Origin of the sequence: Pacificibacter marinus, from assembly GCF_900109555.1 — a bacterium.
In the GTDB taxonomy this organism is placed as follows: domain Bacteria; phylum Pseudomonadota; class Alphaproteobacteria; order Rhodobacterales; family Rhodobacteraceae; genus Celeribacter; species Celeribacter marinus_C.
Map to the genome: position 1 here is coordinate 42781 of NZ_FNZV01000008.1, position 25826 is coordinate 68606.

Below are 25826 nucleotides of genomic sequence, written 5' to 3' on the forward strand. Positions count from 1 at the left end.
AACGGCCAGATGGTCAGATCATTACGAGACTGGCGCAAGTGTTCAAGTCGCGCGATGCCTGTCAAAGCTTGGCCGCCAACAGACCCCGCGCCCGACAGCTTCCACACTTCCTGCGCATTTTTCACACATGCTTCAGCACGGCGTAGATTGGCAGGCAAGGTATCGCCCCAACCCGTCGGTTTTTTGCGCGGAAGACCTGCGATGTCACGTTTGAGTCCATTGGCCCAAAAAGGACCGTCGCCGTCAAACATCTGATTCAACTTGGCTGCGGCATCAAAACGGTTGTTTTCATTGTTATCTGCATCGGTGATTTCGCGGGCGATAAGCGCCCAAACATCACGCCAATCGGCAGTATCGCCCAGCGCAGATGACAGGCCTTTCGGATAGCCAAAGGCAAAATCAAAGCCCATGAAAACGCGCTGCCCTTTAGCCGTGGCCGCATCCAAAATCGCAGTGATGACATCCATCGTTTGGGCGCGCGTGCTGGGATTCAACACCTGCGGCGCATCCCCCAAAGCAGCGATCCATATGCTATCTTTGCCCGTATTGGGTTTGCCAGATGAAGACCAATCCACGATGACATGGACGTCAAACAGGGGCGTACTCATGACTTGCGCGCGCTTTCAGGACCGTGAGGGTGTTTAGCGTGTGGGTATTCTGGATGGCTGTGATCGTGATGATCGTGGTGATGACCATGTCCATGCGCGTGATCATGCGTATGTGGGTGATCGTGTGAATGATCATGGTCGTGATGATGGTGATCGTGTGCCGCAGTTTCCAAACGACACATACCCGTGCAAAAGTGACTACAAAGCGTGCAATCAGCCACATTAGACCCAGGTGCAGACGCGCCTTGGCCCTCGACATGGTGGTGATGGCTTTCTTGGACTGATCCCACTTCGGTCTCGAACCCCAAGATTTGTGTGCGATATTTACACATCACGCAGGTCGGTGGTGTGACATCGCCAAAGGCAGGGTGGTTTTGCCCATCAGCACGCAAAGCCGCGCGCGCCTCTGCCGTGATCTTCTGCACCTCTTGGCCTTCGATTTCGAGCACTTGGGTCCGATACGCACAGATGCCGCAGTTGGGCACAGGCACATCGCCTTGCTGTTCCAAAATGCGTTCAGCAAAGGTTTCAAGCACTTTAGGATGATCGTTCAGGTAACCCGCTTTGACGAATTGAATATCAGGGTGCTTGGCGGCCACTTGATCCGTAAAGCCATAAATGCGGTCGATCAAAATACCGGTGAACAAGAAATACGGGAACACGATGACACGCTTGTAGCCAAGTTTTGCAACATGCTCGAGGCAAGGTTCAACCAATGGAAAAGTCACACCAGAATAGCCAACTTCGCCCCAGCCAAATCCGATACCTTCCCAAAGCATACGCGCGATTTTCGACACGTTGCCATTGGCATCAGGATCAGAGGCCCCGCGCCCGATGACCACCAAAGCGGTTTCGTGCAACGGCAGGTCGCCATGTTCGGCGTTGGCACGCGCGACAGCATCTTTGATGCGCGCCCCTGCGGCGGCGATCATTTTAGGATCGACCCCAAGTTCGCGACCATATTTCACATCGATGCCATGTTTCGCGGCATAGGTGTTGAGCACTGTGGGAATGTCGTTTTTGGAATGCATCGCGGCAAACAACATGCCCGGCACAGCCAAAATGCGATCACATCCAGCATTGCGCAGACGGTCCAAGCCATCGCGAATTACAGGGTTGGCGAATTCTAGATAGCCGTAATCGACCATCCAATCGCTGGGCAAAAGCGCTGGCAGTTTTTCGGCCAACACGGCGAATTCATCCACGGCGGATTGGCTGCGTGACCCGTGGCCGCAGATCATTACTCCGGTTTTCATGATGCTCACGCGTCCTGCGGCTCGGCGTCGTTTTCAGCCTCGGCCTCGGGTTCAGCCTCAGCTGCCTTGTTTTTCTTACCCTTGAGCGCCCCCCAGATCGCGATGCCTGCGGCTGCGCCCAGCGCAACGCCTGCAATCACATGGTCATGGCCTGCCATCTCACCCCAATGACCAACATGGGCAAACGCGGGAACTGCAAAAAGGGTGAAAATAACTATTACGATGCTACGCATGGCATATCCTTGTCTCAATCAGCGATCTCAACAGAGATACTGCTTTGTCGCCAAAAGGCGGTTTCAATTCAAGGAGGCTGGGAAGATCCCGACGATGCTGATTTGGATTCCCTATTTGGGTCAATCCGCATAAGCCAACCTCTCTGGCCCTCGGAACCGAGGGCGTCGTCTGATCCCACGTATAAGTTCGCCAGAGCCAAGGCGCAATTGGTTTCACGCAAGCAGACTGTCGCACCACGGGGCAATTGTGCGCACATGCACCAAAGCTGCGCCCTCACTGATATTTCCGCATGAACACTCATAGCGTAGACAGGTGAGAGCTAAAGGAGGCACCAATGGGTTTTTTGCAAGACGGCATATGGCAAGATGCGTGGTACGATACCAAGAAAACAGGTGGTAAATTCGAACGCTCCACAGCAGGGTTTCGAAATTGGATCACACCTGACGGCGCAGCGGGACCGACAGGGACATCTGGGTTCAAAGCCCAAGCAGGGCGTTATCACCTGTATGTGTCTTACGCTTGCCCGTGGGCGCACAGAACGCTGATTTTTCTTGCTCTCAAAGGGCTTAAAGACATGATCACCGTATCGGTTGTTCACCCTGATATGCTGAGTGACGGCTGGACCTTTGCCACAGATTTTCCGGGCACCACTGGTGACACTTTGTTTGGATTGCCGTTTTTGCGCGACATTTACACGCGAGCAGAGCCGAATGTGTCAGGCCGCGTGACAGTTCCGATCCTGTGGGACAAAGAGCTTGGCACTATCGTTTCAAACGAATCATCCGAAATCATCCGTATGTTCAATTCCGCCTTTGATGGCATCACAGGAAACACGTTGGATTTCTGGCCAAAAGCACAGCGCGATGGCATTGAGCAGATGAACGCACGCATTTACGACACCGTAAACAACGGCGTTTACAAAGCGGGATTCGCAACCACGCAAGCGGCCTATGATGCTGCAATTGTTCCACTGTTTGACAGTTTGGACTGGCTGGAAGACCGACTTGCAACCCATCGCTACGTGATGGGCGACACAATCACCGAAGCGGATTGGCGGTTGTTCACGACCTTGGTGCGGTTCGATTTGGTCTATCACGGCCATTTCAAATGCAACAAGCGTATGCTCAAGGATTATCCAAACTTATGGGGCTTTACCCGTGAGTTGTATCAGTGGGATGGCGTGGCCGACACGACGCACTTCGACCACATTGTGCGTCATTATCACTACAGCCATGACACGATCAATCCGAACCGGATAATCCCAATAACGCCAGATTTGGATTGGACTGCACCGCATGGGCGCGGCTGACAGGCACACATAATCACTGATTGCTCTATCTTCTACGGTCGCGTTTTACTCAACGCGGCCGTAGTGTTCGACCATGGCGGTCAAATCGGCGGGATCGACCTCTGAGGTCACAAAGGCGCGGGCGTTTGCCATGTGTTGGAAAATTGATCCATCTGAGAAAAAGGTGGAATTGGTGACGAAAATCACAGGCGTCTCAGGGTAGCGGTAGTTTGCATAATCGGCGACAGCAAAGGCCGATCCATCCTCAAGAACCAAATCCAAAATGATCAAATCTGCGGCTGTGTCTTGTAAATACGCCACAGCACTGGCTTGTCCCAGCGCACTGGTAACACTCATACCTTGACGCTCAAGGTATCGCTGCCAGATCGCGCCAAGATCTGGATTACTCTCAACTATCAGTACTTGCATTACGACCCCTGGACCCAGCGTCCTATCGAATTCCAATAAGCCAAAGCGTGGCCCTGACCGTTCCAGCCTTAGAGATTCGATCCCCCTAAAGTAACGAATGCTTAAGACTTTGGTCAATGGACCTATACCTATCTCAAAGGATAGAAAAAGATTGGATTTTAACTTAAACTCCTCCAAAGAGACGCCAAAAGGACTTTTATGACAACTTGGATCACCATATGCGATGGCTGCAAGCGCAGCGATTGGGACGCCCGTGGCGCGAATCAAACCGACGGCGACGTGTTGGCGCAAGCGATTGAAACCTGTGCCACAAAGACCCCCGTCAACACCCGCCGTGTGTCCTGCACCATGGGCTGCGAACGCGCGTGCAATGTGATCATCCAAGGGATTGATGACAACGGGCTCAGTAAAATCGGATATTCTTTGGGCAGCTTTGATGGCACCGCCGAGGACGCACAGGCAATCACCGATTTTGCCACCCTGCACGCCACATCACCCACGGGCCAAGTCCCATTTCGCACATGGCCGGTCGGCGTCAAAGGCCACTTTGTCTCACGTCACCTGCCCCTGCCCGCGCCCATAGAGGCAGAAAAAGCATGAGTCAGCACCGTGATCATGGCGGCGGAATTGATGCGGCGGCAGCACGATTCGGTGGTGAACGCAGCGCGTGGCTCGACCTGTCGACAGGTATCAATCCAATGCCCTATCCCGTGGGCGACTTTTCAGATGATGCGTGGTCTGCTTTGCCCGATGCAGCCGCCACCGATGCCTTGGTGCAAGCCGCGCGTCTCTTTTGGAACGTGCCAAAACAGGCTGCGATTTTGCCTGCCCCCGGTGCCTCTAGCTTGATTGCGCGCCTGCCATCTTTGTGGCCGCGCGGCCAAGTGTCGATCCAAAAACCTACCTACAATGAACACGCTGGCGCGTTTGATGCGCAGGGCTGGCAAGTCAGCCGTGACACAGGCGCCGTGCACGTGGTGGTTCATCCCAACAATCCCACAGGCAGGCTATGGACTGCCGATGAATTCACAGCCCCCATCACCGTGATTGACGAAAGCTTTTGCGATGTCACCCCTGAGCTCAGCCATATCGACCGCGCTTCCCAGCAAGACACGCTCATTTTGAAAAGTTTCGGCAAGTTTTGGGGACTCGCAGGTCTTAGGCTTGGCTTTGCGATAGGCCACACAGATGTGATCCACCGGCTTTCAACCATGATTGGGCCTTGGGCTGTATCTGGCCCTGCGTTGCGGATCGGCGCGGCAGCTTTGAATGATCCGGCTTGGGCAAAAATCACACGGCTTAGATTGGATCAAGACAGTCAGCGCTTGGACCGGTTGATGACCGAAAAAGGGGCATCCAGCCTTGGCGGAACCACTCTGTTTCGCCTGTATCAAGTCGATGATGCGCGCGCTTGGCAAGAACGTCTGGCGCGAGGCAAAGTATGGTCGCGCACGTTCCCCTACTCGGACACATGGCTGCGCCTCGGCCTGCCCGCCCCTGACAAATGGGATCAATTAGAGGCCGCGCTGTGACGACCGCGCTTACCTTGTTTTGTGCGCTTATTTTGGATGCTATTTTTGGCGAACCCAAATGGCTATGGACCCGCCTGCCCCATCCCGCCGTTCTGATGGGGCGGCTGATAGGCTGGGCCGATACGCGATTTAACACAGGATCTAAGCGCAAAACCAAAGGTGTCATTCTACTGATCGCGCTGGTCATTCTGGGGGGCAGTCTAGGGTATTTTATCGCTCTGGTGCCCTATCTTAGCATCTTTGCCGCAGCGATTTTGATTGCCCACAAGTCACTGATTCAACATGTTAAAGCCGTCGCACATGGATTAGAACTGTCACTTGATCAAGGTCGAAATGCTGTGGCTATGATCGTAGGGCGCGACACCGCTGCGATGGATGCGCCAGCCGTGGCCCGTGCCGCAATCGAATCTGCGGCTGAAAATTTTTCCGACGGGGTCATCGCGCCTGCATTTTGGTTTTTGATCGGCGGCTTGCCCGGTCTTGTGATCTATAAAATGGTAAATACAGCAGACAGTATGATCGGGTATCTCACGCCCAAACATGCCGATTTTGGCTGGGCCTCGGCGCGGTTTGATGACCTGTTAAACCTGATCCCTGCCCGTGTCACCATGTTGCTTTTAATGCCATTTATGACCACCATCCGCGCAAAACCATTCAGCACGATCGCGGCCATTGCACGGGATGCTCGCAAACATAGATCACCAAATGCAGGTTGGCCCGAGGCCGCTTTGTCACGGTCGCTTGGCATCGCCGTATCAGGCCCGCGCGCCTATCATGGTGAGATGAAAGACTATCCTTGGGTCAATGAAACAGGTCGCAAAATCGCACACCCTTATGACATTCACGCCGCCTGTCAGCGCCTTTGGGTCGCTTGGGCCGCTGTGATATTTTTTTGCCTGTGGATGGTCTTTGCAACAGCGGTTTTACGCCTCGTTTTTTAAGCTTAACGAGACATGTTTGCGCAGCATCACGTGCCTCGTTAGGGTGCTGTGAAATGGTAAACAGCCCAAGTTATTACAGGTGATTTTATGCGATTTATGCCCCTCGTTCTTGCTCTGACATGCGCGAGCCCCGCTTTTGCCGATGTCCCTTGTGGCGGATCTTTTTCCAGCTTCGTCAAAAATGTCAAAACCGAAGCCATCCGTTTGGGCCATGACAAATCTACGGTGAACGCATTTTTGGCAAATGCGGCGCACAGCCCAGCCGTGATCAAAGCCGACAGATCGCAAGGCGTGTTCAAAAAAGATTTTATCGAATTTTCACGCGCCGTAATCAGCCAAAACCGTATCAGCAATGGGGCTAGCAACGGTGCAAAATACAAATCCGTTTTCGACAAAGTCGAACAACAATACGGTGTTTCACGTGGTGTGCTGTTGGCATTTTGGGCGTTAGAAACAGACTATGGTCAGGTCCAAGGCAACTTTAACACGCTCAACTCTTTGCTCACTTTGGGCCATGATTGCCGCCGCCCTGACTTGTTTCAACCGCAAATATTTGCAGCGCTTGAGCTGTATGAACAGGGCGATTTTGACCCAGTAAACACCAAGGGCGCGTGGGCTGGCGAAATTGGCATGGTGCAAATGCTGCCCGAAGACATCCTGCGAAACGGTGTTGATGGAGATGGCGACGGGCATGTAAGTCTGAAAACTTCGGCCCCAGATGCGTTGATGTCTGGTGGTAAAATGTTGAACCATCTTGGGTGGCGCAAGGGTGAGCCTTGGTTGCAAGAGGTGCAGGTTCCAGACAATTTGGATTGGTCGAAAACGGGTTTGGACCAAAAAATACCTGTCAGCGAGTGGGCAAAAATGGGCGTTAAACCACGCGCAGGGAACCTTGGAAATCCCAACCTAAAAGCATCTATTTTGCTGCCTATGGGACGCAAAGGCCCAGCGTTTATAGCCTATCCAAACTTTGATATTTATTTCGAGTGGAACAAGAGTTTTGTCTATGTGACCACCGCAGCTTATTTTGCCACACGACTTGAAGGGGCATCGTCCTATAAAGCTGGAAATCCAGAACAGGGTTTGAATGATGCGCAAATGAAAAGCTTGCAAACCAAGCTTGGCAAACGCGGTCATGATGTGGGCAAAGTCGATGGTATTTTAGGGGCTAAAACCCGCGCCGCCGTGCAGTCTGAACAGGAACGTTTGGGAATGCCCGCCGATGCTTGGCCCACTGCAGCGCTTTTGAATAAGCTGTAAGTCCTTATAATAAAGTCACAAAGGCGCCCTGATATGCCAGCGGCGCCTTTTTTGTGGATCATTTTTGGTCACACTCAGTTCTAGGCAACCAATTGTTCTGCCTTTTTCAGGTCGACTGACACAAGCTGCGACACGCCTTGTTCTTGCATCGTCACCCCGAACAATCGATCCATCCGCGCCATGGTCACGGCGTGGTGAGTGATAATCAAAAACCGCGTATCGGTCTGGCGCGTCATCTCATCGAGCATGTCACAAAAGCGCGTGACATTGGCGTCATCCAGCGGTGCGTCGACCTCGTCCAAAACACAAATAGGCGCGGGGTTGGCCAAGAAAACAGCAAAGATAAGCGCCATCGCGGTCAGCGTTTGTTCGCCACCAGACAGCAGTGACAACGTCGATAATTTTTTGCCCGGAGGCTGGCACATGATCTCAAGCCCCGCGTCCAACGGATCATCACTTTCGACCAACATCAGCTTGGCTTCACCGCCACCAAACAGGTGACGGAACAGAGTGGAAAAGCTGGCGTTCACTTCTTCAAAAGCAGCCAAAAGGCGCTCGCGGCCCTCTTTGTTCAATGACGAAATTCCGCTGCGCAGAGTTTTAATCGCTTCTTCCAAATCCAGTTTTTCCGCCTGCAAACTGTCGTGCTCTTCACGCACTTCTTTACTATCTTCTTCAGCGCGCAAATTCACCGCACCCAGACTGTCACGCAAGCGCTTGAGGCGGTTCACATCAACTTCAATCGCTTCGCCAGCAGGAATAGTTTCGGGATCAACCGCAAGTTCTTCCAACAACTTTTCAGGCGTGGTTTCCAATTCTTCACGAATGCGTTCAACAGCGGCAAGCATGGTCTCGCCGGCAGCATCGCGACGCGCCTCGGATGCCGCGCGGGCCTCGCGGGCTTCCGAGGCCAAACGCTCGGCATCGCGTTCAGCGTTCACCGCAGCGCGCAGGTCTTCTTCACCTGTGGCCAGCATGTCGGCAGACTTGGCGCGACGCAATTCGGCCTCGCCAATTTCATCCATCAATTGGGCACGTTGCTCTGCAATTTCGTCAGGCTTTCCTGTTGCGTCTTGCAGCTCTCGTTCAGATGCACCCTTGCGTTCATTGAGTTCCGCAATCCGTTTGCCCGCTGTTTCCAATCGATGCCGCCAGCCAGAAAGTTCCTTGGTGACTTCTTGCGAACGACGTGTGCGCGCTTCGCCTTCACGGCGAATTTCATCGTGGGACGAACGCTTGGACATCATGGTGATCCGTGCCGCTTCCACCGCCATTTTTACGCTTTCAATTGCATCGCGTGCCGCCTGAAGATCAGGCAATTCGCGCTGTGCACTTTCTGCTTCACGCAGGCGTTCTTCGGCACTGCGCGCTTCTTCATCGTGGCGCGCCACAGCAAGTCCAAGGTTTTCAACTTTACCTTCAGCCAACGTGCGATCATTTTCGGCACGCGACAACGCGCGAGCGGCATCTGACAATGCACGATCAGCAGTGCGGCGAGCCTCACGCGCAACTCTGTCTGCTTCGGACAGGCGGCTCAATTCTGCTTTTAAATGTTCATGCGCTTGCATCGCGCCGGCGGCTTTGGCCTCGCCAGCGGATGTTTCTTGTTTCAAATCTTCAAGGCGGTTGAGTTGTTGCAAACGCAAAGCCGCTGTCGAAGGCGCATCTTCGGCACCCGCACGAAACCCATCCCAGCGCCAAAGATCACCCTCGACCGACACAAGTCGTTGCCCCGGTTCCAGATCTGCCTGCAAGCGCGCGCCATCCGCGGCTTTGACCAAACCGATTTGCCCAATACGACGCTCCAAAACGGCAGGCACTGTGACGTAGTCTGACAACGGGTCCGCCCCCATGGGCAGGTCCTGTTCATCAGGATAATCAGGCAATGTCACCCAACCAGAGGCTTGATAGGCCTCAATCGCGGGTTGGCGCAGATCATCGCTTAACGCCGCGCCAAGAGCCTTTTCGTACCCTGCTTTCACGCGGACCATATCCAGCACTTGCGTGCCGCCAATCTGATCGCGATCCAGCATTTTTGACAAGGCGGCAAGTTCGGCTTTTAGCGCACCAAGTTCACCCTCGGCCTCGGACCGCGCAGCGCGTGCGGACGCTTCGCGTGTCTGAGCATCTGCGCGTGCCTCGTCGGTTTCAATCAGAGCTGCGTCGGCTTCTTCAGCCAAATATGTTGCTTCTTCTTGGGCACTGCTGGCGGCACTCAGCGCCTCTGCCGAGCCGTCCAATGCCGCTTGCGCGTCTTGCACTGATGCACGGGCCCGATCTGATTCTGAACGACCGCGATCCAACGTTTTGCGATTGTCTTCCACCAATCGTGTGGCAGATTGGTGACGTGCGGCAAGGCGCGCCACGTCTTCGGTCATCTCGGAAAGCTGGGCTTCGCGATCTTGCAAAATTTCATTGGCTTCAGCCGCGCTTAGGGCTGCGTCATCCAATTTCGGCTCATGGCCTTCGGCGGCTTTTACTAGCTCGCGTTTTTCCCACTCAAGGCGCTCGATCGTTTCATCGGCGTCGCGGTTGAGTTGCTCTTCGCGGGCCATATCGGCCACAAGTTGTTCGATGCGGCGGGTCAATGTGTCGATGGACCCGCGCGCGCGTTTTTCGTCTTCGGACAATTGATCTTGTGCCACGGTCAATCGTTGTAACACGGCGGCAGCGATGGCTTCTTCTTCGCGCAACGATGGCAAGATGTCTTCTTTTTCTGTACGTTGCTTGGCCGCCAAACGGGTGATTTTTTCCGCCTCGGCAGCTTGTTTCAAACGTGTGCGCAAAATGTCTTCGGCATCGCTACGTGCAAGGTCCGCATCGCGCCAGCGGCGATAAAACAACAACCCTTCGGCGTGGCGCAATTCAGTGCCGATCTCGCGGTATCGTGCCGCTTGTCGTGCTTGGCGCACAAGTGATGCGATTTGGGATGCAAGCTGTTCCAGCACATCATCCACACGTGCCAGATTTGTCTCAGCGCCTTTGAGTTTCAATTCAGCCTCATGGCGACGTTGATACAGGCCTGAAATGCCAGCAGCCTCTTCCAAAATGCGACGCCGCGCTTTGGGTTTGGCGTTGATCAATTCAGAGATTTGCCCCTGACGCACAAGGGCTGGCGAATGGGCACCAGTAGACGCATCAGCGAACAACATCGACACATCGCGGGCGCGCACGTCTTTGGTGTTCACTTTATAAGCTGAGCCTGCGTCACGGGTGATGCGGCGGGTGATTTCAACGGTATCGGCCTCGTTGAACCCCGCTGGCGCAAGACGTTCAGAGTTGTCGATGGTCAGCGCGACTTCGGCAAAATTGCGTGCAGGACGCGATGAGGCACCCGCGAAAATCACGTCTTCCATCCCACCGCCACGCATGGCTTTGGGGCGGTTTTCGCCCATGACCCAACGCAACGCTTCCAGAAGGTTTGATTTGCCACAACCGTTTGGTCCAACCACGCCTGTCAGCCCCTCAGCGATCACAAGATCAGTGGGGTCAACGAAGCTTTTGAAGCCATTGAGACGTAGGCGATTGAAACGCAAAGGAAACCCGTGATTGATTCTTGACTGACTTAAAACTGTTCAATCTCATTGGACCATGTGTCAACAGGCTTGGGTCGAAATCTGGGGTTCTGGGTAAAGTTATCCACAAAATATTGCGTTTTACGGGGCACATAAGGGCCAAAAACTTTATTGGTGGGAAATCACCTTGACCCAAGGGGGGCAGGTGCGCCAAATAGACGGGCTATGGTTCCCCTATCGTCACGCCAAGCGTGCTGGGGAGAAATGGGAATGTGGTTCGAGTGACCCAAGTCGGGACTCAAATCCACAGCCGCCCCCGCGACTGTATGCGGTGAGTGCACGCCATACGCCACTGGACCTTTGGGTTTGGGAAGGCGGCGAGCGCACATTGACCCGCAAGCCAGGAGACCAGCCGTGGCCTTATATCAACCAGCCGTCGGGGATGACGGCTTAGGAAGGACTATACTATGCATATCGAGCCAGGTCTCGTCACCGGTGCGAAACTCGCGCTTTCTGTTGTTACGGCTGTCGGCGCTGCGGGGCTGACCACAAAGCACGCTGTAAGCACGATCCGCGAGAGTGGCGTTGTGTCATTCGCGGCACGTACGCTTGTCGCCAGCATCGCTGTTTTCATCTTTTTCCAAGTGCTGCCACATCACGCTGTTGGTGTGTCTGAAGTGCACTTTATCTTTGGTTCCACGATTTTCTTGATCCTTGGGGCGGCTCCTGCGGCAATCGGCCTTGCAGTCGGTCTTTTGATCCAAGGACTTTTGTTCGCTCAAATAGATCTGCCACAATACGGCATGAACGTGACAACGTTGATCTTGCCTTTGCTGGCGATCAAAATGGTTGCGGATCGCATCATTGCGCCAGGCACTGCCTATGCGGATGTCAGCTATAAACAAGCGCTGTTGCTGTCCACAACTTACCAAGCTGGCGTTGTTGCTTGGGTTGGATTCTGGGTCGTCTACGGTCAAGGGTTTGGCTCTGAAGTATTGGCCTCAGTCGGTACATTCGGCGCGGCGTACATGCTTGTTGTTGCTCTTGAACCTTTCGTGGATTTGGCCGTTTTGGCTGGTGCGAAAATGATCAAAAAGCAATTGAACGCGACGGGCCTCGCCGCTCCGCGCCTGTTCAACGCTGCTTAACCCAATATCGTAATCATGCAGACGCCGGGGTTTATAGCCTCGGCGTTTTCCATGAAGGAGGCACTTATGCCCGCTAAAATTCCTGCCACTGTTGTCACTGGCTTTCTTGGCGCTGGGAAAACCACGCTGATCCGTCACATGCTTGCCAACGCAAACGGCAAACGCATCGCTTTGATCATCAACGAGTTTGGTGATCTGGGTGTGGACGGCGATATTTTGAAAGGCTGCGGGGACGAAACCTGCACCGAAGACGATATCATGGAACTGTCGAACGGTTGTATTTGTTGCACCGTTGCCGATGATTTCATTCCGACCATGCAAAAGCTGTTGGACCGTGAAAACGTGCCTGATCACATCGTGATTGAAACCTCTGGTTTGGCCCTACCGCAGCCTTTGGTGCGGGCATTCAACTGGCCCGAAATTTCCACCCGCGTCACTGTCGATGGTGTTGTGACTGTGGTCGATGGCAAGGCTGTGAGCGAAGGTCTTTTTGCCCATAACGTTGCCGCTGTCGATGCGCAGCGCAAATTGGATGAAAACCTAGATCACGAAACGCCATTGTCAGAACTATTCGAAGATCAGATTGCCTGTGCGGATATGATTATCGTGAACAAAGCCGATTTGTTGGGCGATACTGCCGCTGACGCTTTGGTTGCGAAACTTAAAGGAGAGGCCCGCGATGGCGTACAGGTTGTGCGCGCATCCCATGGCGCTTTGCCTATTGATGTATTGCTGGGTCAGGGCATCGGTGCCGAAGATGATTTGGCCAATCGCCACGAAGTGCATCACCACCACCATGATCACGATGACGACCATCACGACGATGATCCTAAGGATGACGATCACCATCATCACCACGATCACGACCATGATGCCTTTGAAAGCTTCATTGTGTCCCGTGATGAGGTGGCCGATCCCAAAGCCTATGCTGCACAAATTTCTGACGTGATTAAAGCGCACGGCATCTTGCGCCTCAAAGGGTTTGTTGCTGTCACTGGCAAGCCCATGCGTCTGACTGTGCAAGCTGTAGGTCCGCGCGTGGATCACTATTTCGATCAGCCCTTTGGCGCGGCCCCACGCGAAACCCGTCTCGTGGTTATCGGCCAAGCCGGTCTTGATCGTGCTGCGATCGAAGCCGCGTTGTGTGCCTAAGGAGCGCGCTATGATCATCGTCGAACTTGGCAATCCGCTTGATCCTCAACCCTCAGCCCTTTTGGCTGAGGCACAGGCATTGCAGGCTGAAATCTACAGTGATGAACACAATCACGCACTGCCCACAGATGCTTTGGCGGCTGACGATGTACGTTTTTTCATCGCACGTGAAGGCGATTCTATATTGGGTGTCGGCGCATTTAAAATCCATGCGGATGATAAATATGGTGAAGTGAAATCCATGTTCACCGCCACGGCAGGTCGTGGAAAAGGTATCGCTGCCGCCATTATGCGTGCGATTGAAGACATGGCACAGGCTGAGGGACTGACGTCACTCAAGCTTGAAACTGGCGATGAATTGGCGGCAGCCGTGCGTTTGTATGAACGCTTTGGCTTTGCACGCTGTTTGGCGTTTGGAAGTTACGAAAACAACGGCGTGAGCGTCTTTATGCAAAAGACGCTCGACTGATCACTTGGCTTTTTTAGCGTCGGCTGCGGCTTTCATACGTGCCAAAAGTTCGGCTTTGGTTTCTTTAACACTAAAGGGGTTCTTTGCAGTCCCTTTGGCGTTGTGCTCATTATGCTTCGGGGAATTCTTGCGCACTTTTGGGGCTCCAGTTTTACCGTAATCCATGAAAATACCTCTTTGATTTGCCCCGCTGATGCCTCAAAGCGCATCATGAAACAAGAGAATACGACAAAGGACGCCGCCCATGCACCTTCTTGCCGCCACCGCTGGTTCCGTTGATGACGGCACGGAAGCCGTCGATCTAAGCCAATCCCCTGCGGATATCGTGGTGATTTCTGCGGCGGACACTGAACTTGCGCTTTTGTCCGAAGCACACGCCAACCTGAAAGATGCACCCAACCTACGCCTTGCTTCCATGATGCATCTGCGTCATCCGATGTCGGTCGATCTGCATCTTGATGACTGCGCCTGTAAATCGCGTTTGGTGATTGCCCGCGTTTTGGGCGGCACGGGGTATTGGAAATACGGCGTGGAACAATACGCGGCGCGGCTGCACGATGCTGGCGTACCAATAGTTTTACTGCCCGGCGATGACAAACCTGATGCTGAACTTGCCGCGCTGTCGACCGTATCCTCAGATCATTATCATGCGCTGTGGTCCTATTTGACCGAAGGCGGCGCCGACAATGCCCGCAATTTCTTACTATACGCGCAGGCACTTTTAGACGGCGGCGAAATGCCGGAAGGCGCCAAGCCTTTGCTGCGCTCAGGGCTTTACTGGCCAGATCAGGGCCTAACCCGCTTAGACACATTGCGCGCGGATTGGACAAAAGACGCCCCAGTCGTGCCCATCGTATTTTACCGCGCTTTGGTCCAAGGGGCCGGCCTTGCGCCAATCAACGGGCTGGTGAAAAGTCTCAGTGCCAAAGGTCTCAATCCGATGCCAATTTTTGTGGCATCCCTCAAAGACCCCGTGTCGGTCGCAACGCTCGAAACCCTTTTCAAGGATGCCCCTCCCAGCGCAATCTTAAACTGCACCTCTTTCGCGGTCGGCACGCCTGAAGGCACGGGCGGACAAAATCCGCTCGCCGCAGGTTTCGCCAACGGCGCCCCCGTGTTTCAAGTGGTTTTATCATCGTCCTCTGAAGACGCTTGGGCAACGGGCACAACAGGTCTGTCAGCCCGCGATATAGCTATGAACGTCGCCCTGCCCGAAGTGGATGGTCGCGTGTTGACCCGTGCCGTTTCGTTCAAGGGCGAGGCCTATTTTGACACAGCAACCCAGTGCCCAATAGCCACCTATAAAGCGAACGAAAATCGCATCAATTTCGTCGCTGACCTCACTGCAAATTGGTGTGCGTTGCGCCACAGTGACACAGCAGATCGCAAAGTTGCTCTGATCCTTGCCAACTACCCCAACAAAGATGGCCGTCTTGCCAATGGCGTTGGGTTAGACACGCCTGCAGCCACAGTTGGCACATTGGGCGCGCTTAAAAACGCTGGGTACTCGGTTGAAAATATCCCCGCGAACAGTGATGCTTTGATGCAAAGTATTCTTGCTGGCCCAACCAATTGGCTGACAGATCGCGCAGAGCGCAGTGGCGGAGAGCGACTGACGCTAAGTGACTATCGCACGTCTTACGACGCCCTGCCCCAAGCTGTGCGCACGCAAATCGAAGACCGTTGGGGGCAGCCCGAAACGGATCCGTTTTTTGACGGAAAATCCTTTGCCCTGTCCATTCTCACTTACGGCAACGCGGTCGTCGGCATTCAACCCGCACGCGGTTATAACATCGATCCGACTGAAACCTATCACGCGCCAGATTTGGTGCCGCCGCACAATTATCTCGCGTTCTATTTCTATTTGCGCAGTGTTTTTGGCGCGCATGCGTTGGTTCACATGGGCAAGCACGGAAATCTGGAATGGCTCCCCGGAAAAGCGACGTCATTGTCCGAAGAGTGCCTGCCAGAAGCGGTGATGGGCCCGATGCCGCATCTCTATCCGTTTATCGTCAACGATCCCGGCGAAGGCACCCAAGCCAAGCGGCGTGCGCAAGCTGTGATTATTGACCACCTGACACCGCCTCTGACTCGCGCCGAAACCTATGGTCCACTGCGCGATTTGGAAGCTTTGGTGGATGAATATTTCGAGGCTTCAGGCGTTGATCCAAGGCGTATTAGTGCCTTGCGCAAAGAAATTTTATCGATGTCATCGGTCACAGGATTAGACCGCGATATCGGCATGACAGGCGATGAAGACGGCGATTTTGCCAAGCTTGATGCCTATCTATGTGAATTGAAAGAAGCCCAAATTCGCGATGGTCTACATATCTTTGGTCAAGCCCCCGAGGGGCGTTTGGCACGCGATTTAGCACTTGCATTGGTGCGCGTACCACGGGGCGACGGCAAAGGGGCTGATGCTTCATTCATCCGTGCTTTGGCTGCTGATTTTGACTTTGATTTTGACCCGCTGGACTGTGATATGTCCCAGACGTGGACAGGCTCTAAAGCTGGTGTTTTGGCCGAATTAGGCTCTGATATTTGGCGCAGTACGGGCGATACAGTTGAACGGCTTGAGCTATATGCAGCACATCTTTTGGACAATAGAGGCGCCTCAATCGGGCCCGCGTCGCAAACTGTTTTAGATCACTTACGCAACACTGTTTTGCCAATGGTCACCGCCTGTGGCCCTGCTGAGATCGCTGGTCTTTTGACGGGGCTTGCGGGCCGTTTCGTACCGGCTGGCCCAAGTGGCGCACCAACCCGCGGGCGTATGGATGTGCTGCCCACAGGGCGGAATTTCTTTTCCGTCGATGCCCGCGCGGTGCCAACGCAAACCGCATGGAAGCTGGGCTGGAAATCCGCGAATCTGTTGATCGAGCGTCACCTGCAAGACCACGGCGATTGGCCCCGTGCGATGTTGTTGACCGCTTGGGGCACCGCCAATATGCGCACGGGTGGCGATGACATTGCGCAGGCTTTGGCCCTGATGGGCGTAAAACCGAAATGGGATCAAATGTCGCGCCGTGTGACCGGATTTGAAATTCTGCCAGCGGGCGTTTTGGGCAGGCCTCGTGTTGATGTCACCTTGCGCGTGTCTGGTTTTTTCCGCGATGCCTTTCCGCAACTGATAGCGCTGGTCGATAGCGCTGCGCGGGCCGTGCAAGAGCTTGACGAAACCGACGATCAAAACCCCGCTGCGGCGCGCACGCGCGAGGGCGAAAGCACGGCACGGGTGTTTGGGTCCAAACCTGGTGCTTACGGTGCTGGCTTGCAGGCGATGATTGACGAGCGCCTGTGGGAAGGCCGTTCTGATCTAGGTGAGGCCTATCTTGAATGGGGCGGCTATGCCTATGGCGCTGGGCGCGAAGGCGTGAAAGACCGCGCCGGATTTGAGGCGCGACTGTCGCAAGTTGAAGCCATCGTACACAACCAAGATAACCGCGAGCATGACCTTTTAGACAGTGACGACTACTATCAGTTCGAAGGAGGCGCGGCCTCGGCTGTGGCCGCATTACAGGGCCAAGAACGGCCTATTTATCACAACGACCATTCCCGTCCCGAACGCCCTGTCATTCGCACGCTTGATGAAGAAATTGGCCGTGTCGTGCGGTCGCGAGTCGTGAACCCAAAGTGGATTGATGGCGTCAAACGTCACGGATACAAAGGCGCATTCGAAATTGCCGCAACTGTAGATTACTTGTTTGCATTTTCAGCCACGACCCATGCGGTCAAAGACCATCATTTCGACATGGTTCACACGGCCTTTATTGAGGACGACGACACACGAGACTTCATTAAGGATCACAATGCCCCCGCGTTGAAAGAAATCGCAGAGCGACTTTTAGAGGCAATGGATCGTGGGCTATGGCGGCCTAGATCGAACTCTGCCCGTACAGCACTTGAAGCTTTACTCTAGCGATGGAGGACAGACGACAATGGCTTTGACCATTGCTTGGTCGCCGACGAGAGACCCCTTTTTAACATCACAACCAGTGGAGCGCACAATTGCTTCATACGCCTGTTGTAAAATAAGCAAGCGTGACGGCGGCGGGAACACCATGTTGACGCGGTGTGCCTCAACCCGGTCGCCATTGATTTCGGAATATACTTTATAGGTGTTGCCAGAGATTTCGATAACATCATGCCCTGCCCTAGAATAGCCCAAGGCAGGACTGTCCATTGCGCAGCCACTCAATACTGCGAGAACGAAAAACACATAAAAAGCGCAATGAACCTGTCCCATTCTCACACTGTTACGCACAATACTTAAGTAAACATTAACCTAGATTAGATTGGACGTTCCGCGTTCCAAAACCGTAACTTCGTCGCCAAGCTTCATTGTGCCTTCGACTTCGATCACAGCATTCTGGCCAAAGATAACTTTGCCGTTGGATGCACGATGCAAGCGCTTGAGTGTCGCTAAAGGTTCATATCGGTCCGTTTGCGTGCCTGTGGTCGGATCTTGGGTCACCATCACGCAGCGTTCGCACGGCTTTACGATGCGCATAACAGCAGTCCCAATACGTATCAAACGCCACTCATCCTCGGCCCATGGTTCAAAATCACCATCGATCATAATATTTGGGCGAAAGCGACGCATCTCAACGGGGGATGTCAGTTCGGCATTAAGCGCTAACAGCGAAGGCATGGTGGAAATCAACAAAGGGAACCCATCGGCAAACCCTGTCGAATGGGGGGTCTTTGTATAGCCCCGCGACACAGAACGCTCACAGGTGTCTGGCATGTAAACCAAACGCACCTCACGTTCCAGCGCGGACGACAAGAAGTGTGCAGCGTAATTTCCAGCATCCTGTACATCATCGATTTGTGTGGAAAAAACATAGGCCGTGGTCGGCGCACCGATGGGCCAAGGGACATCAATGCGCTCGCCATCACAAGACAGACTGATCCCTACATCGGTGCACACCGCGTGAAGATTGGCCAATCCTGGCAGTTCACGTCGAGTGGCCGCAATTCCCGAACTATAGACAACAGCCCAACGACGATCATCATCGATCCCTCGCCGACCTAAATAGGCGATTGCAAGATCGTATCCAGTCATACTTTTTACCGGGTATTTCGTGAGGCGAGCCAGCTTCATATGTCTCTCAGGATATATTTTTTACTTTAGTTTGTAGAGTATAAATGATTCGTCACGTATTTGGCACATGTCGCAATAGACAGGTCGGCGGTTGTGATGTGATCGACGCATCAAAGCGCCCCTATATGGCCATATTGACTGCCCCTACGTCACAAAAGTCCGCAAAAACAGAAAAGCGCGGCGTAAAAACTGCACCTTGGACCTATTCCTAAGGCGCTTACAGCCCGATCATCGCAGGTAAATCGTCCATAGAGGCCAAGTGCTCAGCCCCTTCAGCGATCAAATGCGCACCATCGCCAAAAGTATCAAAACCAAGAGTGCGCATCCCTGCGCGCCGCCCAGCAATCACGCCAGACTGACTGTCATCGACCACAACGCAGTGCTCAGGTGCGACCCCCATAAACGCTGCCGCTTTCAAAAACAGTTCAGGGTCAGGCTTGCCAGCTTTACAGTCATGCGCCGAAAAAATGCGCCCCGTGAGGCGGGCTAAAAACGCAGGATGCGCACCCAACGTGATGTCCATTTTCGCCATCGGCCCATTCGAACCAACAGCATACGGGATACCCGCGGCATCCAGTGCATCAAGAGCGCCTTCGATCCCGTCAATTAAGGGCACGCCCTTTTTCAACCGCTCAAACATTTTTAAATAGATGCTGTCTTTCCAGTCATCAGGTAAATCTGCCCCCGCTGCGCGCGCTTTTTTGGCGACGTTGACCATAGTCATACCAACGTATTCGGATTCGATATGGGGCATCGTCACAGACAGCCCGCACTGTTCGAATTCTTCGCGCAAAAGCTCTAAGGTGGGCGGCTCGCTGTCTACGAGAACACCATCACAATCGAAAATTACCAATTTTGGACGTGTCATTTTGGCTCCAGAAAGTTGATTTTTGTATCGCCGTATGGGCGCGTGTCTAAAAGCGTCAGTGCTTCTGGCACCGTGATGGGCGCGGAATCTTCCCAGACCACAAGAGCGCGCGGCGTTAACCAATTGCCAGATATCGCGGCGGCAATTGCTTTTTCGCCCAACGCCTTTGCATAGGGCGGATCAAGAAACACCAAGTCATAGGGCGCATCAGGATTGGCAGGCAAACGCGTGGCATCCATACGCATCAAAGTGCTGCGATCCCCCGCACGGCAGATTTTGATATTGGCCTCAATCAGGCTTTGCGCCTTGCGCCCGTCATCCACAAACACCGCACATTCCGCAGAACGCGACAAGGCTTCTAGCCCCAATGCGCCAGTGCCCGCAAACAAATCCAGCACCCGCGCATCAGTGACTGCATCGCCGTATTTACCGCCAATAAGCACGTTGAATAGACTTTCACGCACACGGTCTGTGGTGGGGCGTAAATGCGCGCCTGCGTCACCCTTGCCCACGGCGCTTAATGCCACCCCACGATTTTCCCCTGCAATAATCCGCATCAGACTTTGAGCAAGGCTTTAAGATCAGCGTTTGGATCGGCCACCACCATCGTGTCTGCTGTCTTTCCACTTTCAATCAAACGCTTGGCCACCATATAGCCACGCGTGTCCCCCATTGCGTCAATCGCAATAAGTTTCCCGTCTTTGTAGTACCAATGCGACCGCATACCCGCGCCGTCACGCACGACAACTTGGTCATGCCCAATCGACAGACCCGCGATCTGTAATTTTACATCATATTGATCCGACCAAAACCAAGGTTTAGGCGTGTATTCTACATTTTGCCCCAGCATATTTTTGGCAACAATTGCACCTTGATCAATCGCATTCCCAACGCTTTCCAATCGGACCTGAACCCCATTTTGCGGATAAGATGCACAATCGCCCGCAGCATAAATCGACGGATCAGATGTGCGCGCAAACAGGTCTGTTTTGATGCCATTGTCCACTGCGATACCTGCGGCTTCGGCCAGAGCTGTGCCTGGCACAATGCCAACCCCAACAATGACGAAATCAACATCCAACGTACTGCCATCAGACAGTTCAGCCCCCGTCACGCGCGTCTCACCCGTTAAACGATTGAGGCCGACACCCTCGCGAATAATCACACCATGGCTTTCATGTAGTGTGCGAAAGTAATCCGATGTTTCGCGCGAGGCGACGCGTTGCAAGATGCGATCAGACATTTCAACCAAGGTGACTTTAAGTCCCTTTTTCGCGGCAACAGCAGCAGCTTCAAGCCCGATGTAGCCGCCCCCAACGATCAGAACTGATTTGCCCGCAACAAACTCGGGCGCAACAGCATCGGCATCCGCCAAACTGCGCATTGTGTAGACACCGTCCAGATCACCACCAATTGCAGCGGGCAATCGGCGTGCGGCAGACCCTGTTGTCAGAGCCAAAGCATCATAGTGAAGCGTTTCCACGTTGCCACCGGTTTCAAGCGTGATCGTTTTCGCGGCGGCGTCGATGCCCGTCACCAGCGCCGAAATACGTAAATCAATGTTTTCATCTACGTAGTACTGCGTTGGGCGCAAATACAGCCGGTCCAATTCCATATCGCCAAGCAAGTATGCTTTGGACAAAGGGGGGCGCTGATACGGAATGGCAGATTCTTCGCCGATCAACGTGATCTGCCCCTCAAACCCTTGTCCGCGCAATGTGGTTACAATGGATTGACCTGCTTGGCCTGCACCAACAACAATATAGTGGGTCATATCACTTCTCTTCTGGCCTATTTCATTATTGACCCTATATTTTTACTTCAGAATTGAAAAGATAAAGAGGACGTATCATGACCATCTCAATCGGCGACACTCTACCAAAAGCAACACTTCTCTCAATGGGGGCAGACGGCCCAGAGGCCATTGACCTTGGAACAAAAACTGCAGGACGCAAAGTTGTGATCTTTGGCCTACCTGGGGCCTACACAGGGACATGTTCAACAGCACATGTCCCAAGCTTTATTCGCACAAAGGATGCTTTGGCCGCCAAAGGTGTGGACGAAGTGATCTGCGTTTCAGTTAACGACCCCTTTGTTATGGGCGCTTGGGGCGAAGCAACTGGTGCCTCTGCGGCAGGCATCGCGATGCTCGGCGATGCACAATCCGAATTCACCAAAGCGCTGGGCCTTGAGTTTTCCGCACCGCCAGCAGGCTTGATCAACCGTTCACAACGTTACGCACTTGTGGCCGAAAACGGCGTTGTGACAGTGCTTCAAGTCGAAGACAACGCAGGCGAATGCAATATCTCAGCTGGTGAAAGCGTTTTGGACGCGCTTTGAGCCAAACGGCAATTCTATAGGTTTATATAAAAACGCCCGAAGGTAATCCTTCGGGCGTTTTGTTCATTCTTTGATGTTGCGCAATGTGCGTGTGGGGAACGGAATTTCGACCCCTGCCGTGTCGAGCGCTTCTTTTACGTAGCGCTTCATATCCGCTTGGTATTGGAAATACGCACTTGACGGCACCCAAACGCGCACCAAGAAATCCACAGAAAAATCACCCAGATTGTTCACTTGGATAAACGGTTCTGGTTCAACCATTGAGCGTGCATCACTCATAATCGTTTTGCGAATAACCTCTTCAGTCAGCTTCAAATCAGCATCATAACTCACACCAAACGTCCACTCTGCACGGCGTGTGCCGTTGGTCGAATAGTTGGTGATGATGTTGCCCCAAACCTGTGCGTTAGGCACGATGATTTGCACATTCGACAAGTTGGCCAGTTCGGTAAAGTTCAATGTGATGTCTTTGACGGTGCCCGACACGCCCGCCAGTTCCACAAAATCCCCGATCTTAAAGGGGCGGAAAAGGACAATCATCACCCCTGCTGCGACATTGGACAACGTACCTTGCAGCGCCAAACCGATGGCCAAACCCGCCGCACCGATCAGTGCGACAATCGACGTGGTTTGGATGCCAAAAGTGTTGAGCACAAACAGTATGGTAAATGCCAAAATTGCGTACCGCACGATGTTGGCCAAAAAGTTAAACAACGTACTGTCCAGAGCTTCGTACCGCAAACCTACAGCGCGAATTCGGCGCGACGCCCATCGCGACACCAACAACCCCGCCAAAAGCATAAGAATGGCGCCCAAAACGGACCCGCCAACGCCAAGTAAAAATTCAAGCGTTAGAACGTCACCAAGCGTTTTGTCTTGGTAAATTTCGTAAGTCAGTATTTGTTCAAGCATGGCCGGCTGCCTCGTTCATTGTGTGTGCGAGTTTGATATCTTTTTGCGTCAGCCCGCCTGCGTCATGTGTCGTCAACGTGGCCTCAACAATTCTGTAAGTGTAAAGCATCTGTGGATGGTGGTTCATCTTTTCAGACACCAATGCGACATGGGTCATCCAACCAAAAGCCGATGCAAAATTTGCGAACTCAAAGGTTTTCGACATCTCATCTTTGGTTTCAGACAAAGTCCATCCTTTCGGCATATGCGCCAATAGGTCTTTGTGGTCCAGTAGATCGCTTTGGGAATGGCTCTCAGTCATGATCATCCTCTTGCTTGGTGCGTTTAAATGGCCCGTAGCTTGTCAAAATTTCAGTGTCTCGGTCAACGGCGTCGTGCTCGGCCTCTACGAAATCTTGTACTGCCCGTGCAAAGCCTGCATCCTCAATCCAGTGCAACGAATGGGTTGTAGTCGGCAAATAGCCCCGTGCCAATTTGTGCTCACCCTGTGCGCCGGCCTCAACACGCAGCAGCCCATGCGCGATCGCATAGTCGATGGCTTGGTAATAACACAGCTCAAAGTGCAAACAGGGGTGGTGTTCGGTGCTTCCCCAATAGCGGCCAAACAACGTGTCGCCACCGATAAAATTTAACGCCCCCGCCACAGGATTGCCATCGCGCAAAGCCAAGACCAAAAGCACATCATCGCGCAGCGTTTCTTGCACGCAATCGAAAAACGCTCGCGTCAGATAGGGCGTGCCCCATTTGCGTGCCCCTGTATTTTGATAAAACTGCCAAAAGGCATCCCAGTGCTCGGGTAAAATAGCATGCCCCGTCAACTGCACAATCTCGCCGCCAAAACTTTGCGCTTGCTTGCGCTCCTTACGGATGGCTTTGCGTTTGCGCGCGGACAATTGGGCAAGGAACGCATCAAAATCAACGTAGCTCTGATTTTCCCAATGAAATTGCTGGCCGATCCGGTGCAACAATCCCATCTCGCGCCCTGCTGCTGCCTCATCTTCCGTACAAAACGTGATGTGCACAGAAGACAGGCTTTGCGACTTAGCCACATGGACAGCACCCTGCACCAAAGCGGATTGACCGACAGAATCGAACCCTTCGCGACATAAAAAACGCCGCCCCGTTGCTGGGGTAAACGGCACAGCTATTTGCAGTTTGGGGTAGTAAGCCCCCCCAGCGTTCTCAAACGCTTCCGCCCATGCAAAATCGAAAACATACTCACCTTGGGAGTGCCCCTTGGCATACAGCGGAGCAACGGCAATCAGTTGATCATTTTGGCGCGCCCCCAAATACCGTGGAGCCCAACCAGTGCCAGCGCCAACAGAACCTGACACTTCCAAAGCGGTCAGAAATCTGTGTGTGGTAAAAGGGTCAAGCGGTCGTAACGATCCTGGCAAAGAACGCACAGCACAAGCATCCCACTCGCGCGGGTCAAAATCGGCAATACTGCCACTGACAAAGATTTCGACCTGATCATTCATAGCGCACCCTTGCGCCTATAGCTGTACCGCGAGCTGACGGCGTCAAGCAGGAACATAGCCTTCAAAGGTAATATTTTCGGCATGGCGCGCCGCTTCAGCAGCTTCGGCAGCCGTACGAATCGTCCAGCTTAAAATGCGAGCCCCTGCTTCTTTTAGCTCTTCGATTCGTTCTGATGCCAAATCAGTCCACTGATGCGACACAAAACTTGCACCGATCCGCTCATAATCAGGAATTTTGCGCAAATAGGCCCGCGTTGCTTCTTTAAGCAACGGCCAGTCTTGGGGTTTGTAACCACATGTGGTCAGCCCACGCGGGATTTGTGGTGCAGCCTCGGCCATGACTGCCATGGCGTGCGGATTGAATGACATCAACGCGACAGGTCCAATGTAGCCAGTAAGCACGCGCGCCACTTCACGCTCAAGCGTGCCCACATTAGGCCCCATGATTCCGTCTTGATCTTTGATTTCGATCAGCAAAGGCACACGGCCCTTTACGTGATCCAGAACCTCAGCAAGTGTTGGTACGCCAATCTCGCCAGAGCGGAACCGCAACCGGCGCAGTTCAGCAGCCGTGTGTTGCGCGAAAGGGCCGGTGCCTTCGGTCAAACGATTAAGGTGGTAGTCGTGAAACACCATCGCTTGGCCGTCTTTGCTTTGCTGGATATCGATTTCGATACCGAACCCTTTTTCAATCGCGGCATCAATGGCTGCGAAATTGTTTTCGGCACGCCCATTGGCTTCGTCATGCAAAGCACGGTGCGCGATTGGCGACTTAAGAAAAATATCGGGAAGGGTTATCATAGCTCAAACCACCTCAAAAATAGCTTCGATTTCAACAGAAACACCCATTGGCAATGACGCCGCGGATACGGCAGAGCGTGCATGACGGCCAGCGTCACCCATCAGCTCAACCATCAAATCAGACGCGCCGTTGATCACTTTTGGCTGCTCGATAAAGTCTGGACCAGAGTTCACGAACCCAACCATTTTGACAAGACGCTTGATCTTGGAAAGGTCGCCGCCAGTCGCAGCTTTCGCTTGCGCCAAAAGCGACAAAGCACAAGTCCGTGCAGCTGCAGCACCTTGTTCTACTGTCAGATCGACACCCAACTTACCAGTGATCAACCCGTCAGGTCCGTTTGAGATTTGGCCAGACACATGCACCAAGTTCCCTGCCTGAACAAACGGTACATAATTGGCCGCCGGCGCAGGTGCGCTGGGAAGAGATAGGCCAAGCTCGGTCAGTTTCGCTTCGATGGAGTGTGTCATATTTCGATCCTAGTCTCAGT

General features: G+C 53.5%; 25 protein-coding genes and 1 riboswitch. Of the genes, 10 read left to right on the forward strand and 15 right to left on the reverse strand.

Going from position 1 to position 25826, the window contains the following annotated elements; genetic code table 11:
- Positions 1–604: 604 nt before the first annotated feature.
- Complete coding sequence (locus BM025_RS11190; RefSeq protein WP_085848148.1) at positions 605–1864, reverse strand: sirohydrochlorin chelatase; 1260 nt, start codon at positions 1862–1864, stop codon at positions 605–607.
- Positions 1865–1869: 5 nt separating this feature from the next.
- Positions 1870–2097 carry a DUF6732 family protein gene (locus BM025_RS11195; protein WP_085848147.1) on the reverse strand — a complete coding sequence of 76 codons (228 nt, stop codon included), beginning with the start codon at positions 2095–2097 and terminating at the stop codon, positions 1870–1872.
- Positions 2098–2432: 335 nt separating this feature from the next.
- Between BM025_RS11195 and BM025_RS11200 the strand changes: the two genes are divergently transcribed.
- Positions 2433–3407: a glutathione S-transferase family protein gene (locus tag BM025_RS11200; RefSeq protein WP_085848146.1), complete on the forward strand. Its 975-nt coding sequence runs from the start codon at positions 2433–2435 to the stop codon at positions 3405–3407.
- 45 nt (positions 3408–3452) lie between these two features.
- On the opposite strand, the gene BM025_RS11205 is transcribed toward BM025_RS11200, so the two are convergent.
- Positions 3453–3815, reverse strand: a complete 363-nt coding sequence (locus tag BM025_RS11205; protein ID WP_085848145.1) for a response regulator — start codon at positions 3813–3815, stop codon at positions 3453–3455.
- 198 nt (positions 3816–4013) lie between these two features.
- Here BM025_RS11205 and BM025_RS11210 point away from each other — a divergent pair, with 198 nt between their 5' ends.
- From BM025_RS11210 to BM025_RS11225, 4 genes are all read left to right on the forward strand, one after another.
- Positions 4014–4415 carry a DUF1636 family protein gene (locus tag BM025_RS11210; RefSeq protein WP_085848144.1) on the forward strand — a complete coding sequence of 134 codons (402 nt, stop codon included), beginning with the start codon at positions 4014–4016 and terminating at the stop codon, positions 4413–4415.
- A complete protein-coding gene (locus tag BM025_RS11215) occupies positions 4412–5347 on the forward strand; it encodes a threonine-phosphate decarboxylase (RefSeq protein WP_085848143.1) in 936 nt (311 codons plus the stop codon). The genes BM025_RS11210 and BM025_RS11215 overlap by 4 nt, the downstream gene beginning before the upstream one ends.
- The gene (gene cbiB, locus BM025_RS11220; RefSeq protein WP_085848142.1) at positions 5344–6288 is read left to right on the forward strand and encodes an adenosylcobinamide-phosphate synthase CbiB; all 945 of its coding nucleotides are present in this window, start codon (positions 5344–5346) and stop codon (positions 6286–6288) included. Before BM025_RS11215 ends, cbiB begins: the two co-directional genes overlap by 4 nt.
- 87 nt (positions 6289–6375) lie before the next feature.
- Positions 6376–7548 (forward strand): lytic murein transglycosylase, encoded by a 1173-nt coding sequence (locus BM025_RS11225; protein WP_085848141.1) that lies wholly within the window; start codon positions 6376–6378, stop codon positions 7546–7548.
- An 80-nt stretch (positions 7549–7628) separates the two neighbouring features.
- Here BM025_RS11225 and smc read toward each other — a convergent pair whose 3' ends face one another.
- Complete coding sequence (gene smc, locus BM025_RS11230; protein WP_085848140.1) at positions 7629–11084, reverse strand: chromosome segregation protein SMC; 3456 nt, start codon at positions 11082–11084, stop codon at positions 7629–7631.
- Positions 11085–11272: 188 nt separating this feature from the next.
- Positions 11273–11494, forward strand: a riboswitch (cobalamin riboswitch).
- Between the two features lie 36 nt (positions 11495–11530).
- Between smc and BM025_RS11235 the strand changes: the two genes are divergently transcribed.
- The 3 genes from BM025_RS11235 (at position 11531) to BM025_RS11245 (ending at position 13832) form a co-directional block, all read left to right on the forward strand.
- The gene (locus tag BM025_RS11235) at positions 11531–12211 is read left to right on the forward strand and encodes an energy-coupling factor ABC transporter permease (RefSeq protein WP_085848139.1); all 681 of its coding nucleotides are present in this window, start codon (positions 11531–11533) and stop codon (positions 12209–12211) included.
- A 66-nt stretch (positions 12212–12277) separates the two neighbouring features.
- Positions 12278–13363 (forward strand): cobalamin biosynthesis protein CobW, encoded by a 1086-nt coding sequence (gene cobW / locus BM025_RS11240; protein WP_085848138.1) that lies wholly within the window; start codon positions 12278–12280, stop codon positions 13361–13363.
- Between the two features lie 10 nt (positions 13364–13373).
- Positions 13374–13832, forward strand: coding sequence for a GNAT family N-acetyltransferase (locus tag BM025_RS11245; protein ID WP_085848137.1), 459 nt, complete (start codon positions 13374–13376; stop codon positions 13830–13832).
- Here BM025_RS11245 and BM025_RS19200 read toward each other — a convergent pair whose 3' ends face one another.
- Entirely contained in the window at positions 13833–13997 is a 165-nt protein-coding gene (locus BM025_RS19200) for a hypothetical protein (RefSeq protein WP_170842178.1), read from the reverse strand.
- A gap of 79 nt (positions 13998–14076) precedes the next feature.
- On the opposite strand from BM025_RS19200, the gene cobN reads away from it, so the two are divergent.
- On the forward strand, positions 14077–17751 hold the full coding sequence (gene cobN, locus BM025_RS11250) for a cobaltochelatase subunit CobN (RefSeq protein WP_085848136.1): 3675 nt from the start codon (positions 14077–14079) through the stop codon (positions 17749–17751).
- On the opposite strand, the gene BM025_RS11255 is transcribed toward cobN, so the two are convergent.
- The 5 genes from BM025_RS11255 to BM025_RS11275 all read right to left on the reverse strand — a co-directional run bounded on the left by BM025_RS11255 (position 17743) and on the right by BM025_RS11275 (position 21578).
- Entirely contained in the window at positions 17743–18015 is a 273-nt protein-coding gene (locus BM025_RS11255; RefSeq protein WP_085848135.1) for a hypothetical protein, read from the reverse strand. The genes cobN and BM025_RS11255 overlap by 9 nt on opposite strands.
- A gap of 102 nt (positions 18016–18117) precedes the next feature.
- Positions 18118–18936, reverse strand: coding sequence for an MOSC domain-containing protein (locus BM025_RS11260; RefSeq protein ID WP_085848134.1), 819 nt, complete (start codon positions 18934–18936; stop codon positions 18118–18120).
- 217 nt (positions 18937–19153) lie between these two features.
- Entirely contained in the window at positions 19154–19804 is a 651-nt protein-coding gene (locus BM025_RS11265; protein ID WP_085848133.1) for an HAD family hydrolase, read from the reverse strand.
- The gene (rsmD, locus tag BM025_RS11270; RefSeq protein ID WP_085848132.1) at positions 19801–20361 is read right to left on the reverse strand and encodes a 16S rRNA (guanine(966)-N(2))-methyltransferase RsmD; all 561 of its coding nucleotides are present in this window, start codon (positions 20359–20361) and stop codon (positions 19801–19803) included. The genes BM025_RS11265 and rsmD overlap by 4 nt, the downstream gene beginning before the upstream one ends.
- Positions 20361–21578, reverse strand: coding sequence for an NAD(P)/FAD-dependent oxidoreductase (locus BM025_RS11275; RefSeq protein ID WP_085848131.1), 1218 nt, complete (start codon positions 21576–21578; stop codon positions 20361–20363). The genes rsmD and BM025_RS11275 overlap by 1 nt, the downstream gene beginning before the upstream one ends.
- Positions 21579–21655: 77 nt before the next feature.
- On the opposite strand from BM025_RS11275, the gene BM025_RS11280 reads away from it, so the two are divergent.
- Positions 21656–22144 (forward strand): peroxiredoxin, encoded by a 489-nt coding sequence (locus BM025_RS11280; RefSeq protein WP_085848130.1) that lies wholly within the window; start codon positions 21656–21658, stop codon positions 22142–22144.
- 63 nt (positions 22145–22207) lie between these two features.
- Here the strand turns inward: BM025_RS11280 and BM025_RS11285 are convergent, their stop codons facing one another.
- The 5 genes from BM025_RS11285 to BM025_RS11305 are packed head-to-tail and all read right to left on the reverse strand — an operon-like array spanning position 22208 to position 25806.
- Positions 22208–23056, reverse strand: coding sequence for a mechanosensitive ion channel family protein (locus BM025_RS11285; protein WP_085848129.1), 849 nt, complete (start codon positions 23054–23056; stop codon positions 22208–22210).
- Positions 23049–23357: a 4a-hydroxytetrahydrobiopterin dehydratase gene (locus BM025_RS11290; RefSeq protein ID WP_085848128.1), complete on the reverse strand. Its 309-nt coding sequence runs from the start codon at positions 23355–23357 to the stop codon at positions 23049–23051. The genes BM025_RS11285 and BM025_RS11290 overlap by 8 nt, the downstream gene beginning before the upstream one ends.
- A complete protein-coding gene (locus BM025_RS11295) occupies positions 23350–24537 on the reverse strand; it encodes a GNAT family N-acetyltransferase (protein WP_085848127.1) in 1188 nt (395 codons plus the stop codon). The genes BM025_RS11290 and BM025_RS11295 overlap by 8 nt, the downstream gene beginning before the upstream one ends.
- 42 nt (positions 24538–24579) lie before the next feature.
- Entirely contained in the window at positions 24580–25338 is a 759-nt protein-coding gene (locus BM025_RS11300; RefSeq protein ID WP_085848126.1) for a glycerophosphodiester phosphodiesterase family protein, read from the reverse strand.
- Between the two features lie 3 nt (positions 25339–25341).
- The gene (locus BM025_RS11305) at positions 25342–25806 is read right to left on the reverse strand and encodes a RidA family protein (RefSeq protein ID WP_085848125.1); all 465 of its coding nucleotides are present in this window, start codon (positions 25804–25806) and stop codon (positions 25342–25344) included.
- Positions 25807–25826: the final 20 nt, after the last annotated feature.

Bases quoted from the DNA above. Each gene is read 5' to 3' on its own strand.
- BM025_RS11215 (WP_085848143.1), top strand. From the start codon at position 4,412: ATGAGTCAGCACCGTGATCATGGCGGCGGAATTGATGCGGCGGCAGCA.
- BM025_RS11290 (WP_085848128.1), bottom strand. From the start codon at position 23,357: ATGACTGAGAGCCATTCCCAAAGCGATCTACTGGACCACAAAGACCTA.
- BM025_RS11280 (WP_085848130.1), top strand. From the start codon at position 21,656: ATGACCATCTCAATCGGCGACACTCTACCAAAAGCAACACTTCTCTCA.
- cobN (WP_085848136.1), top strand. From the start codon at position 14,077: ATGCACCTTCTTGCCGCCACCGCTGGTTCCGTTGATGACGGCACGGAA.
- BM025_RS11225 (WP_085848141.1), top strand. From the start codon at position 6,376: ATGCGATTTATGCCCCTCGTTCTTGCTCTGACATGCGCGAGCCCCGCT.
- BM025_RS11235 (WP_085848139.1), top strand. From the start codon at position 11,531: ATGCATATCGAGCCAGGTCTCGTCACCGGTGCGAAACTCGCGCTTTCT.
- BM025_RS11285 (WP_085848129.1), bottom strand. From the start codon at position 23,056: ATGCTTGAACAAATACTGACTTACGAAATTTACCAAGACAAAACGCTT.
- BM025_RS11245 (WP_085848137.1), top strand. From the start codon at position 13,374: ATGATCATCGTCGAACTTGGCAATCCGCTTGATCCTCAACCCTCAGCC.
- BM025_RS11300 (WP_085848126.1), bottom strand. From the start codon at position 25,338: ATGATAACCCTTCCCGATATTTTTCTTAAGTCGCCAATCGCGCACCGT.
- BM025_RS11200 (WP_085848146.1), top strand. From the start codon at position 2,433: ATGGGTTTTTTGCAAGACGGCATATGGCAAGATGCGTGGTACGATACC.
- BM025_RS11190 (WP_085848148.1), bottom strand. From the start codon at position 1,864: ATGAAAACCGGAGTAATGATCTGCGGCCACGGGTCACGCAGCCAATCC.
- BM025_RS11195 (WP_085848147.1), bottom strand. From the start codon at position 2,097: ATGCGTAGCATCGTAATAGTTATTTTCACCCTTTTTGCAGTTCCCGCG.
- BM025_RS11295 (WP_085848127.1), bottom strand. From the start codon at position 24,537: ATGAATGATCAGGTCGAAATCTTTGTCAGTGGCAGTATTGCCGATTTT.
- BM025_RS19200 (WP_170842178.1), bottom strand. From the start codon at position 13,997: ATGGATTACGGTAAAACTGGAGCCCCAAAAGTGCGCAAGAATTCCCCG.
- BM025_RS11260 (WP_085848134.1), bottom strand. From the start codon at position 18,936: ATGAAGCTGGCTCGCCTCACGAAATACCCGGTAAAAAGTATGACTGGA.
- cobW (WP_085848138.1), top strand. From the start codon at position 12,278: ATGCCCGCTAAAATTCCTGCCACTGTTGTCACTGGCTTTCTTGGCGCT.
- BM025_RS11255 (WP_085848135.1), bottom strand. From the start codon at position 18,015: ATGGACAGTCCTGCCTTGGGCTATTCTAGGGCAGGGCATGATGTTATC.
- BM025_RS11210 (WP_085848144.1), top strand. From the start codon at position 4,014: ATGACAACTTGGATCACCATATGCGATGGCTGCAAGCGCAGCGATTGG.
- BM025_RS11265 (WP_085848133.1), bottom strand. From the start codon at position 19,804: ATGACACGTCCAAAATTGGTAATTTTCGATTGTGATGGTGTTCTCGTA.
- BM025_RS11205 (WP_085848145.1), bottom strand. From the start codon at position 3,815: ATGCAAGTACTGATAGTTGAGAGTAATCCAGATCTTGGCGCGATCTGG.
- BM025_RS11275 (WP_085848131.1), bottom strand. From the start codon at position 21,578: ATGACCCACTATATTGTTGTTGGTGCAGGCCAAGCAGGTCAATCCATT.
- BM025_RS11305 (WP_085848125.1), bottom strand. From the start codon at position 25,806: ATGACACACTCCATCGAAGCGAAACTGACCGAGCTTGGCCTATCTCTT.
- rsmD (WP_085848132.1), bottom strand. From the start codon at position 20,361: ATGCGGATTATTGCAGGGGAAAATCGTGGGGTGGCATTAAGCGCCGTG.